At 42.0% G+C, this 11627-nt stretch carries 11 protein-coding genes and 1 pseudogene; 2 read left to right on the top strand and 10 right to left on the bottom strand.

What is annotated here, in order from left to right; genetic code table 11:
* Positions 1-90 (top strand): annotated as a pseudogene (locus tag FTU64_RS06240) (IS5/IS1182 family transposase); the annotation flags it as partial.
* Positions 91-129: 39 nt separating this feature from the next.
* Here FTU64_RS06240 and FTU64_RS06235 read toward each other — a convergent pair.
* The 9 genes from FTU64_RS06235 to hcaE all read right to left on the bottom strand — a co-directional run bounded on the left by FTU64_RS06235 (position 130) and on the right by hcaE (position 9059).
* Entirely contained in the window at positions 130-1185 is a 1056-nt protein-coding gene (locus FTU64_RS06235; RefSeq protein WP_180059406.1) for an MBL fold metallo-hydrolase, read from the bottom strand.
* 60 nt (positions 1186-1245) lie between these two features.
* Positions 1246-2187, bottom strand: a complete 942-nt coding sequence (locus FTU64_RS06230; protein WP_078192768.1) for a cation diffusion facilitator family transporter — start codon at positions 2185-2187, stop codon at positions 1246-1248.
* A 230-nt stretch (positions 2188-2417) separates the two neighbouring features.
* On the bottom strand, positions 2418-3320 hold the full coding sequence (locus FTU64_RS06225; RefSeq protein ID WP_180054331.1) for a DMT family transporter: 903 nt from the start codon (positions 3318-3320) through the stop codon (positions 2418-2420).
* Between the two features lie 434 nt (positions 3321-3754).
* On the bottom strand, positions 3755-4990 hold the full coding sequence (gene hcaD, locus FTU64_RS06220; RefSeq protein WP_180059405.1) for a 3-phenylpropionate/cinnamic acid dioxygenase ferredoxin--NAD(+) reductase subunit: 1236 nt from the start codon (positions 4988-4990) through the stop codon (positions 3755-3757).
* Between the two features lie 11 nt (positions 4991-5001).
* The gene (locus tag FTU64_RS06215; RefSeq protein WP_180007135.1) at positions 5002-5964 is read right to left on the bottom strand and encodes a 3-carboxyethylcatechol 2,3-dioxygenase; all 963 of its coding nucleotides are present in this window, start codon (positions 5962-5964) and stop codon (positions 5002-5004) included.
* Between the two features lie 65 nt (positions 5965-6029).
* Positions 6030-6848 carry a 3-phenylpropionate-dihydrodiol/cinnamic acid-dihydrodiol dehydrogenase gene (gene hcaB / locus FTU64_RS06210; protein ID WP_067763930.1) on the bottom strand — a complete coding sequence of 273 codons (819 nt, stop codon included), beginning with the start codon at positions 6846-6848 and terminating at the stop codon, positions 6030-6032.
* A gap of 2 nt (positions 6849-6850) precedes the next feature.
* Entirely contained in the window at positions 6851-7177 is a 327-nt protein-coding gene (hcaC, locus tag FTU64_RS06205; protein ID WP_067763933.1) for a 3-phenylpropionate/cinnamic acid dioxygenase ferredoxin subunit, read from the bottom strand.
* Positions 7177-7695, bottom strand: coding sequence for a 3-phenylpropionate/cinnamic acid dioxygenase subunit beta (gene hcaF, locus FTU64_RS06200; RefSeq protein ID WP_067763936.1), 519 nt, complete (start codon positions 7693-7695; stop codon positions 7177-7179). The genes hcaC and hcaF overlap by 1 nt, the downstream gene beginning before the upstream one ends.
* On the bottom strand, positions 7692-9059 hold the full coding sequence (hcaE, locus tag FTU64_RS06195) for a 3-phenylpropionate/cinnamic acid dioxygenase subunit alpha (protein ID WP_067763943.1): 1368 nt from the start codon (positions 9057-9059) through the stop codon (positions 7692-7694). The genes hcaF and hcaE overlap by 4 nt, the downstream gene beginning before the upstream one ends.
* A gap of 279 nt (positions 9060-9338) precedes the next feature.
* Here hcaE and hcaR point away from each other — a divergent pair, with 279 nt between their 5' ends.
* The gene (gene hcaR / locus FTU64_RS06190; RefSeq protein ID WP_180002937.1) at positions 9339-10244 is read left to right on the top strand and encodes a DNA-binding transcriptional regulator HcaR; all 906 of its coding nucleotides are present in this window, start codon (positions 9339-9341) and stop codon (positions 10242-10244) included.
* Between the two features lie 406 nt (positions 10245-10650).
* Here the strand turns inward: hcaR and FTU64_RS06185 are convergent, their stop codons facing one another.
* Positions 10651-11508 (bottom strand): alpha/beta fold hydrolase, encoded by an 858-nt coding sequence (locus FTU64_RS06185; protein WP_168377928.1) that lies wholly within the window; start codon positions 11506-11508, stop codon positions 10651-10653.
* Positions 11509-11627 lie beyond the last annotated feature (119 nt).

Below are 11627 nucleotides of genomic sequence, written 5' to 3'. Positions count from 1 at the left end.
AGAGGAATTGCCACAAGATACGATAAGCTAAAACGTAACTATCAAAGCGCTGTTGCTTTAGCTTGTATATTTATATGGTTGCCTCTTTAGCTCAATTTATCGGCTGTAAATGTCAACACACCCTAATCCTTAAACAATCAATTTTTTGCCTTCATGCATGGTTAAAAATGGATTCATTAACTTTGATGTTTTTCGCATTGCATGATGTAAGTCATGTTCAGGTTGGTCTCTAGCTTCATCAGTCAACTGAAACGTCCGATAATGCATTGCCAATGAACATTTTGACTGTAAATCTTTATGCGCCTGAAAAGCTTCTTCGGGATTCATGTGCAAATATTTCATTAAACGACGTGGCTCATAAGCTCCAATCGGTAATAACGCTACTCGTGGTGCACCTAGGCGTGTATGGATTTGTTTGAAATGCGCGGCATAGCCCGTATCTCCAGCAAAGAAGAAATGTCCTGTACTATGCACGATGGAAAAACCTCCCCATAAGGCATGATTTTGATCTCGCCAACCACGACCTGAACCATGCTGTGCAGGCGTATAAACGATACGCAAATCTTCAAACATTTCCGATTGCCACCAATCAAGTTCAATGACATTGAAATGTGTGGGTAAATAATAAGCATTGCCTAAACCAGTATAAATCGGCATAGCGAATTGTTCATGTAACCAATTCAAGGTTGCTAAATCCATATGATCATAATGATTATGGCTTAGTAAAACCCCATGAATTGTAGGTAATTCTTCTAAGGCAATTCCTGCAGGACAAGCACGTCGTGGTCCAGTCCCTTGACGTGGGCCTGCATACTCCGCCCATACAGGATCGGTCAAAAAATTATATGGCCCAATTTGAATCAAAACCGTCGCATGTCCGACAAACCAAACCAACCAATCATCCATTTTAGCCAATGGCCGATTGTGCGGAATGCTACGCGAAGAGGCAAAAAACTGTTGGTATTCTTGCTCACGATCTACTTTCCACGTGTCGCTTTTACGCGTCATGATCCATTTCAGCATATCTTTACGCGTAAACGGATCTGGATTTCGAATGGTATTAAAGAATTTTTCCCCATTAAAATGGTCGGTTGCCAGATAATCAAATACAGGCTTCGTCCACGTATGTTTCATACAACGTTCAGTACTGATTTGAAATTGTGCTGATTGAGTTTTTTGATTCATGTGTATTTAAAATTCATTCACTATGCTGACAAACCTTGCAAAGTATTTAACCTCGCAGACCTATTGATCAAGACGACCTTTCATGCGCTCAAGCCAAACCTTCCGAGATTGAGGCTTGACAAAGAGTGCCACAATTTCAGGATGAAGCTGTTTAATTTGTGCTTCAATTCTGTTGACACAAGCTTCTATATCATCTGACGTTAAATTATCTTTAAATTCAAGACTCAAAGATGCCAAAACTTGATGTGCACCCATCTGCTCTGTTAACACCCCATTGGCAGAATGCACTGCTGGATCTTGCTCTGCAACCATCAAGACATTATGCCTCAATTGTGGGTCAGCAGTTTCTCCCATGAGCAATCCTTTAGTCTCACGTGCAAGTAAAATTGCTGAAATAGCGAGTACAACCCCAATTAGAATTGATGCCAGACCATCAAGCATTGGCATATTCAGCGCGTGTGATAAATAGATACCGATCAGGGCAATAAACAGACCAATCAGCGCTGCTGAATCTTCAAATAACACGGTAAATGTCGTCGGATCTTTACTACGTCGAAATGCTTCAAAATAGCCCTGTTTCCCTTTGATTTTACGAAATGCTTTCAATGCCACAAACCAAGAGGTCCCTTCACACAAAATCGCAATACCTAATACGATATAGTTAATCATCGGATTTTGCATTTCTTCGGGGTGATAAATATGACTAATCCCTTGATAGATCGACACAATCGCACCTAAAGCAAAGACCATCAACGCCACAATAAAAGCCCAAAAATACAGCTCTCGCCCATAGCCAAATGGATGGCGTGCATTTGCTGGCTGCTGCGATTTTTTCATACCGTAGAGCAGTAAGATTTCATTTAAAGTATCAACCACAGAGTGAATGGCTTCACTCAACATGGCCGAACTATTCGTGATATAGGCAGCGACAAACTTCACCAGTGCAATCGCTAAATTGCCGAAGAGCGCTGCATATACCACGATTTTGTTAGATTCAGACATTTAAAATTGTCCTAAATTTATTTTTATCAAACAGATCTATTTGATTTTATAGCTCATTCCATAGTACTCAAACTGACTGTAGCTGTTGTTTGTTATTTTGTTGTTTTTACACCAACTGTCGATTGTTTCGACAATGCCATCATGTTCAATGTGAAACACGCTCTTTAGCGCAAAGGTATAGAAAAAAAAGGAAGCCGCAGCTTCCTTATAATTCTGTAGATGTACACGGTTCAACGTACTTTATTAAAATATTGCTCGCGCCACTCTTTCCAAAAGTACATCACAATACCAAACATCACGACCACGATTCCAACAAAGGCATTGGAGCTAATATATTCACTGTTCAACGTCGCTCCCAAAACCAATGCTATGACAGGTGTCATCACATTACTGAGTGACACCGTTGATGCCGCCAAACGTTTGATCAGCCAGAAGTAACACAGCATTGCCACAATAGATGACATGATCATGGTAAAGACAAAACCTATCATGGCACGGCCACTTGGCAATTCGGTTGGAAAATGCTGCCAAATAAATGGAATAATGAGCATCGATCCTAAAGCAGAAACAATCAGAGAACCTGTTGCCTGTGACATCGGCTTTAACGGTGCATTAATCTGCTTCACCCAAAAAATCGAACTAATATACGACACCATGCTGATTAGCATCAGTACAACGCCAATTGGATTGACTTTGCTATCAGCAGAATCTGCAAAGACAAAAGTTAGACCACCCACTGCAACCGCCATGCCCAACCACTGCAAAGCGACCAATTTATGTGTTTTTAAAATTACATGCCCAATCAAACCGGCAATTAAGGGTGAAAAACCAAAAATCAGTGCCATTAAACCAGAGGTGAGATAATTGGCTGCGAGATAAATAAACAACTGTGCGCCAATCAAATTCAAACTCCCTGCCACATAACTTTTTAATGAGGTTTCATCAAACGGCAAAGGATCACGCATCAATTTCAACAGAAACAGCGCAATAATAGATGCGCCGAAGTAACGGATAATCAACACCCACATCGGATGTATTTCCTGCACACTCCACACAATCGCGAGCGGCGTCGTCGCCCAAATCAGTACCAAAAGAGCATATATACTTGCCGTCAGCGGCAGTGAAGATTTCATTTCATTCTCAAATTTGATTGTTCTAACGACTTAACCTGAAACCCACTATTCAGATCTGGAACTACTCGTAAGACCATTAACTAATAAAGTTTAAGACCAATTATTGTTCTCCCCTTTATCAACTAAATTGGAGGCGGTATGAATGCCACCCGATCGTTTGGGGTATAAGGACTTCTCCTCAAACGATCAATAATCTCCCCTAGCCCCTCTTTAAAAAAGAGAGGGAACCATCCAAACGAAATCCATTCTTCACAAAGACTACTCCCTCCTTTGAAAAAGGAGGGCTGGGAGGATTAAAACCGTTGAATAGATCTATATAAGCTAAAACTGTATACATGGACTACAAAAATAGCTTTATAAGTGCGATGCTAAAACTAAAGACATAAAAAAACAGACCTACGTTACCGTAAGTCTGCTCCTCTTAGACATTCAGCTTACTTTACAAGTTTACGTAAATCTTGGCTTAAATCTAAATATTTATCCGCTTCAAACGCCGCATTCTTGCTAATCAATTTTTTCAAATGACGCATCTCTTTTGCAGCATTCACCGTAATACCACCAACAATGACACCGTCAGTTACACCAAACAATACAAATGAAGACTCAGCCGCCAATTCAGGTTTAATTTCACCACGAACGATCCATTCGCTTGCAGCCATATCACCTACAAATTGATAGTTGATATTCAATTGATCTGTCCAGAACCACGCTGGATTTGGGGTTGGATGTTCTACATCCATTACATGACGAGCAAAGATACCTGCTTGCAAGTTCGCATTTTCCCAAGTTTCGACACGACGGTGGTTACCACAGTCACGAAGCTGAGTCGCAACGTCACCCGCTGCATAAATATCTGGATGCGAAGTTTGGCAGTTATTATTCACTTTAATGGCAAAATCAACGTCTAAACCTGCATCAACCGCAAGTTGAGCATTTGGCACAATGCCAATACCATAAACTACAGCATCAGCGCGAAGTTCTTCACCACCCTCAAGGGTAATCACCACTTCTTCACCATCCAGTTTGCAATCTGCAATTTTGGTTTCCAGACGAACGTCGATCCCTGCCAAACGTTGTTGTTCAAGCAGGAATTCGCTCAGGATACGAGGTGAACAGCGGCCCATCACCATAGGACCCATTTCGATCACAGTTACCTGACACTCTTTGAAACGTGCTGAAGAAGCAAGCTCAAGACCAATCACACCACCGCCGATCAATACAATACGGCGACCCGCTTGTAATACAGGCACCAATGCTTGTGAATCTTCTAGGTTACGTAGCGTATAAACATGTTTACCCAGCGCATCGAAATTCGGTAAACGGCGTGCTGCACCACCGGTTGCTAGAAGCAACTTGTCAAATGCAACAATTTCGCCATTTTTCAGTTCAACTGTTTTTGCATCGCTATGGATTTTCACAACGCCATTGCCACGAATATGTTCAACACCGAGTTCTGCCAATTTTTCTTCTGACAGAATTTCGATTTTGGTCTCTTCAGGTTTTAGAATTACGTCTTTAGACAAAGGCGGACGTTCATAAGGAAGATGTGTTTCATCACCCACCAAAATGATTTTGCCTTCATACTTGTTCGCACGGAGTTCTAAAATGGCGCTAGCACCAGCTTGACCAGCTCCAACAATAACGATGGTTTCGATACCATTTTGGCTCATGGGTTTGTTCCTTATTTCAATTCTGCAGATACGATGCCGAAGCCCGCAATCCACTCACTAATATCTTCGTAGCAATGTGTTGTCATGTCGTATTCGCCCACTTCATGTAGTGCAGCAAAAGCAGCCATCCAAGAACGAACTTCTTGACCGCCACGACCACCTTCAACACGAATTTCAGCTTCAGTCATCGCTTCAATGGCAGCAAAGTCAGCTTTGGCGAAAGTATCAAGCAATGCACGATCCCATTCTGGGTTTAAAGGCACTGCGACAGAAGTATCACCCGCTGCGAGTTTTTGACCGACAGCAATGATTTTGCCTTGACGTGTATTACGTGCCTCTTCAGTTGGATTACGACCTGCAATCAGGAACTCTTCCACTTCTGGTGGAACTGAACCCATTTGCGGCGTTGGTGGATCATGAGACAAACCACCTGTACCCAAAACAAGTACACGTTCATTCTCTAAGTTCAATGATTTAATGAACTGACCGACTGCACGACCCAAAGCGACTGTACGCTTGGTTGTTGGCATCGGTGCAGCTGCACCATTGATAAAAATTGGAATCGTTGGATAACGATCAAGCTTGCCACCACAAAGGAAATGTAATGGTTGAGTCACACCGTGGTCTGCCTGCATACGATAAGAGTATGCAACATCGACACCTTCATCCAATACGCGACGAACCAGACTGATTGCTGTTTCTTCAGGCACATTGATGTGGTCATTGTCTTTACCATAATCCCAATCACCTGCTGCTTTGGCACGAATACCGACGCAGAAAGATGGCATGAGGTCATAGAAGAAACCATTGAAATGGTCTGGACCAAAAGTAATGATCAATGTTGGATTATAGTCTTCAACTTCTTTCGCAAGTTTGGCAAAAGTTTCGCGAACTTTTTCCTCTTTGTATTTCTCTTGCGGAGAAGCGAATTCCATTAGGGGACTGTGCGATGCACAAATAAGTTTAACGGCCATGGGTGACTCCTAAACGGAAGGCAGCCAAGACGGCTGCCGAGTAAGTCCTTTACGTATTTGGCGAATTAAATCTCGTCAAAGAAGCCAGCACGTGGTTGACGTAAACCACGGATACCCAGACCACATTCAGCATTAATTAAAACACCAGTTAATGGGCGGTTGTTTTGACGAGAAGCCAATAACACGTATGAACCAGTCATATCTTCAGGTTCGGGTAAGAAATTGAGCGGCATGCCGCGTGCAATCTTCTCAGGATCCCGTGCATCGAGTAGACCGAGGTTTTCTTGGCCTAAAGAAGCAGCACCTTTGATGTTTACATTCATACCCGACGGAGCAACAGCGTTCACTCGTACTTTAGGCGCAAGCTCATAGGCTAATTCTTTCATAATCCCAACGCCAGCATGCTTAGACGCTGTGTATACAGGGCCTCCGCCTGCCGAATACAGTGCTGAGTTAGACAAAGTAAATATGATAGAACCTTCTGAAGCTATCAATGCATCAAGTGCAGCTTTGGCACCTAAGATGAGAGATTTGGTGTTAATACCCATAATCTCATCAAAAGCTTTCTCCAGCTGTTCACCCGATGTATTGACGATATCTGCGTAATGATCCCAGATACCTGCGTTTCCGACGAAACAGTCAAGTTTGCCATAATGTTCTACAGTTGCTTGAACTGCGCGAACATTATCTTCATAGCTGGCTACATCTCCTGCGATCGCAAGCACGCGGTCACCAAAATGTTCTTTCAATGCATCAACTTTCGATTGAGAACGTTGAAGAACGGCAACTTTTGCACCTTCTTCTAAGAAACGTTCAACCAATGCCCAGCCTAAGCCTGAACCACCACCGGTAATAAGTGCAACTTCGCCTTGTAGCCAACCCATGATTACTCTCCTGCCATCTCTACGTATAAAGCACCATCTTCAACAATCACAGGGAATGTCTTGATAGGATCTGTTGCTGGTAAGCATAATGCTTGACCAGTTTTCAAACAGAATCGAGCCGAATGAAGTGGACATTCAACAGTGCCATCATCTTCAAGGTAACCTTCAGACATTGAAGCATTACCATGTGAACAACGGTCGTTCATCGCGAAAAATTCGCCATTGTTGTTGAATACTGCAAGCGCATCGATACCGTTAACGCCGCAATCTACTTTCAATGCTTCGCCTTCGTCTAATTCGTCAACTTGGCAAACAAAAATCTTATTCATTAGAAGAACACGCTCAGGTTATGTGAGTTGTAAGTCACCTGATCAAGGGTAATCTTACGGTTGAAGATTTCGAAACCTTGCTCAGTGTCGACTTTGCGGATCTTGTCGTGACGCTTACCACAGTAGATTGTTACATCTTTCTCTTTCTGGGTACGGTACAACAAGTACGTTACGTAAACGTCGTATTCGCCTTCAACTTCAGTCGCTTCAACAATCACATTTGAAACCATGTGTGTTGTACGTGAAGGAGGTTCTTCAGCCCAAGCCATACCTGTCTCTAAACGAGCTACACGGCGTTCCAACAAATCTTTTGTATCGTTAAATACCCAAGTTGTTGGCGGCTCAATCGAACGTCGACGGTCACGTGTTTGCGCGTTTGGTGTTGTGCGTAACGTATAAGAAATATCTTCAGCTAATACAGCTAACCAATCGCGGAACTTCCAATCGTCAAGCAATTTTGCTTCACGATAAAGAAACTGACTAATTTGGTGATGGAGTTCTAAACTAATTTGACTCATTTCATAAGCTCCTTCTCATATTCGTCAGCCGCAGCTTCAACGTCTTCCCATTTTTCATGAATCAATAGGTCAGCCCAACGACGGTACATACCACGTGCAGCTGTTTCTGAGAAAATGTAGTTGGTGATACCCGGGATACCATCTTCACGTACTTTCTCGTTACCTTTACCCATTTCCATAATTAATTTGTTTTGACGGGCTTTATAACCACGTAAAACTTTTTGAATTTCAATCCAGTTCTCAGAGTCATCTTGCTCAAGGAAACCAGCAGGACCGAATGCACGTGTTGCAGAACGTTCGAATGCTTCTTTTACTTCTTGAGATGCTTCAGCGTCTGCAATACAGAATGCCCACACTTCAGTTTTATTTGGACCACGTGGGTGCCATACACGAAGCGTTGCAGTACCGTTCAACCAAGACAATGTTGGGAACATGGTGTTGTGACCAGCAAGACGAAGTGCACGTACTTCACCAAGACGCTCTTTAACTTCATCAAATGTTTCACGGAAGTAGTTCGCCACTTCACCGTCTACCCAAACGTTTGCATCTGGTTTTTCAGTAAAGAAGAAGCCTGAACCATGGCCGCGTGAACCATATTGAATCGCGTCTTTCGCAGTTTCCCAAACAGGACGAGCGGTTTGTGCAGCACCTAATTTCTTAGATGATTCGTCATCTGGTTTTGCACCCAATACTTGGATCGCAGATGCGTGAGAGAACAATGCGTGGTATTGGTCAGATGCAAACTGTTCAGCTGCAAATTTCCAGTTACACTCGATTTCCCACTTGTGTACACCACCGATAATTTCTGTACCACCTGGACGACGGTCAAGAACACCATCTAAGTACCAAGCGATATCGCCCATGTATTCTTCTAGGTCAGGTGTAGTTTCATCCCAACAAGCGAATACTAAGCCTTTGTATGATTTAACACGGTTAACTTCAACAAGACCCCATTTCTCTTTGCAAGCACCGTGCGGGAACGCGCGGTCTTCAAGTGGGATATCTTTTAAAGAACCATCAATGCCGTAAGACCAGCCATGGTACGGGCAAGTAAATGCACGTGTATTACCACAGTCTGCGAAGCTCACACGCATAGAGCGGTGACGACATTGGTTTAAGAATGCTTTGATTGAGCCGTCTTTTTGGCGTGCCACGATAATCGGATCTTCACCCATGTAGGTATTGAAGAAATCGCCGGCTTTAGGAATTTGGCTCTCATGGCATAGGAATAACCATGTACGACCGAACACACGTTCTAATTCAAGTTCGTAAATGTCTGGATCGGTATAGATAGATGGCGTGATACGTCCATTTTGTGCATCGACCAAAGCATCGATTTCGCGCACATCAATTTTTCCACTCATGAAAAGCTCTCCTGTGACCAGTAAGGCACAAAGTAATAGACTCAACTTTTCAACGATGATGGATTTTAGAGCGATATTCGGGAAATATTTATTTTGTTTTAATTAAGAGATTTTATGGATTATTACGGTAGATTTTTTTTATGGCATTTTTTTTAAATTGCCGAGAACACCATTTATTTCGTGAATGGTAAAATAATCCTCACGCAATAGTTGTTTATAGATTATACTGAACGGACTTCTAAGTAAGACATTTTTTGGATTACTCCACGGGTTGATTATATGGAATTACGACACTTACGCTACTTTATTACTGTCGCTGAAGAACTCAATTTCAGTAAAGCTGCGTTAAAACTTTATACTGCTCAACCTTCTTTAAGCCAACAAATTAAAGATCTTGAAGAAGATGTCGGCGTAAAACTGTTGCACCGTACTAAACGTAAAGTTGAGCTCACAGAAGAAGGTGCCGTATTTCTAGAACAAGCACGTTTGACACTAGCTCAAGCAGACAAGGCCGTGGCGATGGCACGTCAGGTTTCACAAGCCAAACAGCAGATGCTGCGCATTGGTTTTGTCCCTGTCGCAGAGATGAAAATCTTCCCTTATGTGCTGCCAAATTTACGTGTTCAGAACCCAGAACTCAAGATTGAATTACTCAGTTTAAATAACCGTGATCAGATGAAATTGCTGCAAAAAGGTGAACTGGACATCACTTTTACCCGCAATAACTTCCACAGCGACGAAATTGAAAGTCAGTTTGTACTGCGTGAACCGCTGATCTTTATTTTACCCAAAGATCACCCTTTAGCGAAGTACGAGCGCATTCCAGTTAAAGCATTGAATGGGATTGATTTTATCATTCCTGCACGTGAACAATCTGGCACGTTGCATGAAGCCATTTTGGACTTTGCTTCGACCCATGATATTCAATTTAATATCGTGCAAAAAGCCGACAATATCCTGTTTAACATTAACTCCATCGGCATGGGCTTAGGCTGCACGATCCTACCGGGATACATCGCGCCATTGACCATGAACAATACTGTGATTCGTCCTTTAGATGTCGAATTACCGTATCTAGACTTGTATGTAAGTTACCGAAAAACGGCGAGTTCTGTGGCTGTAGATAAATTCCTTGAACTGCTAACCAAAGTTTTTTATCTCGATATCAATCGCGAACAGCGTTAATTTTCGCCAAGTCATAATTTATAGATATAGCACCATTATTTTTAAAATGAATAATGGTGCTTTTTTTATGGCTAAAAAGTCGCTTTTTTAATCGTTTAAATGTTTTAATCGACGCATTTTATCTATCATGCATATCGACTTGATGGAAAATAACTTATAAATTTTAGTTTAGACATTGATAAAAATTGCTAAAAAATGCCGATTTACAACTTAAGTCTAATAAATAATTCCCCTTCCCCAACCATTTAGATGAGCTTATTTTATGCCTTTTTACTGATTTAGACCGTACACTGTCGACCCATTAATGAGAATAACACTCATTTAAAGTATTTCTTTCAAAAGATTTATATAAAAAAAAGGATGGCAAAACCATCCTTTTTTTGAATTTCATGTCAGTGACAAGAAATTACACACCACGCGCTTTTAAATAATCTTTAATCACGGTGTTGAATTCTTCTGCTTTTTCAACTTGTGACCAATGACCACATTGGCTAAAGATATGCGCATCCGCATTTGGAACTGTGTTCAAAATATCCCACGTACGAGATACTGGAATCACCACGTCTTGTACACCGTGAATCAACAATACTGGCACAGTAATGTCTTTCATTTTTTCAAAGTCGAGTGGGAATTCGAAACGGTCACGGTCGCGTGCGCCAACAACATCCATCAAACGATTTGATGCATAGTCATTTGCAGCAGAAGCGAAACGTACTTTTACCAATTCGTCTGTGATCAAGTCTTTGTTTACAACAAACATAGACAAGGTTTTCTTGATGCCTTCTTCGGTTAATACAGGGTTTGCATGTGCTTTAAGTGCTGCAGTTTGTTTAGCACCGCCTGTACCCATAGACACGATACCCAATACACGTTCTGGATAGTCCAAAGCCATTTGGAATGCTAACCAGCCACCGAGTGAGTTACCCACTAACCAAGTTTTTTCAATACCTAGGGCATCTAACGTACGTACAGCGTGATCAACCCAAGCACGGATACCATAAGCAGTATTCGGTGCAACAACAGTTTGACCATAGCCAATCGTATCGATAGCGATACAACGAGCTTGTTCACCAATTTGTGGAAGGTTTAACCACCAGTTTGCCGCAGCAGATACACCTGTACCTGAACCGTGTAAAAATAGAATTGGTGTGCCTTCACCCACTTCGTGGTAATGCGTTAATTCGCCTTCAGCAGTTTCAATCCATTTATCTTCTAAACCAAAGAATGAATCAGTTGTATAGTCAGGAATCTGAACAGTGCTCATACATGCTCCTCGTATTGCGTAGAGCTTATGTTTCAATCCATAACGGATTTAAACACAAGGGGGACTCTTTTGGATTTTGTGGTTTTTACAGTCTCATATTACCTGTTCAGCCACTGCTA

Source organism: Acinetobacter sp. YH12128 (genome assembly GCF_013418655.1).
In the GTDB taxonomy this organism is placed as follows: Bacteria; Pseudomonadota; Gammaproteobacteria; order Pseudomonadales; family Moraxellaceae; genus Acinetobacter; species Acinetobacter amyesii.
This window is presented reverse-complemented; position numbering and strand designations above follow the sequence as displayed.

Excerpts from the sequence above, each read along its gene's own strand:
- FTU64_RS06215 (WP_180007135.1), bottom strand. The coding sequence starts at position 5,964 with ATGGCCGTTAAACTTATTTGTGCATCGCACAGTCCCCTAATGGAATTC.
- hcaR (WP_180002937.1), top strand. The coding sequence starts at position 9,339 with ATGGAATTACGACACTTACGCTACTTTATTACTGTCGCTGAAGAACTC.
- FTU64_RS06225 (WP_180054331.1), bottom strand. The coding sequence starts at position 3,320 with ATGAAATCTTCACTGCCGCTGACGGCAAGTATATATGCTCTTTTGGTA.
- hcaF (WP_067763936.1), bottom strand. The coding sequence starts at position 7,695 with ATGAGTCAAATTAGTTTAGAACTCCATCACCAAATTAGTCAGTTTCTT.
- hcaD (WP_180059405.1), bottom strand. The coding sequence starts at position 4,990 with ATGAGCCAAAATGGTATCGAAACCATCGTTATTGTTGGAGCTGGTCAA.
- FTU64_RS06235 (WP_180059406.1), bottom strand. The coding sequence starts at position 1,185 with ATGAATCAAAAAACTCAATCAGCACAATTTCAAATCAGTACTGAACGT.
- FTU64_RS06185 (WP_168377928.1), bottom strand. The coding sequence starts at position 11,508 with ATGAGCACTGTTCAGATTCCTGACTATACAACTGATTCATTCTTTGGT.
- hcaE (WP_067763943.1), bottom strand. The coding sequence starts at position 9,059 with ATGAGTGGAAAAATTGATGTGCGCGAAATCGATGCTTTGGTCGATGCA.
- hcaC (WP_067763933.1), bottom strand. The coding sequence starts at position 7,177 with ATGAATAAGATTTTTGTTTGCCAAGTTGACGAATTAGACGAAGGCGAA.
- hcaB (WP_067763930.1), bottom strand. The coding sequence starts at position 6,848 with ATGGGTTGGCTACAAGGCGAAGTTGCACTTATTACCGGTGGTGGTTCA.
- FTU64_RS06230 (WP_078192768.1), bottom strand. The coding sequence starts at position 2,187 with ATGTCTGAATCTAACAAAATCGTGGTATATGCAGCGCTCTTCGGCAAT.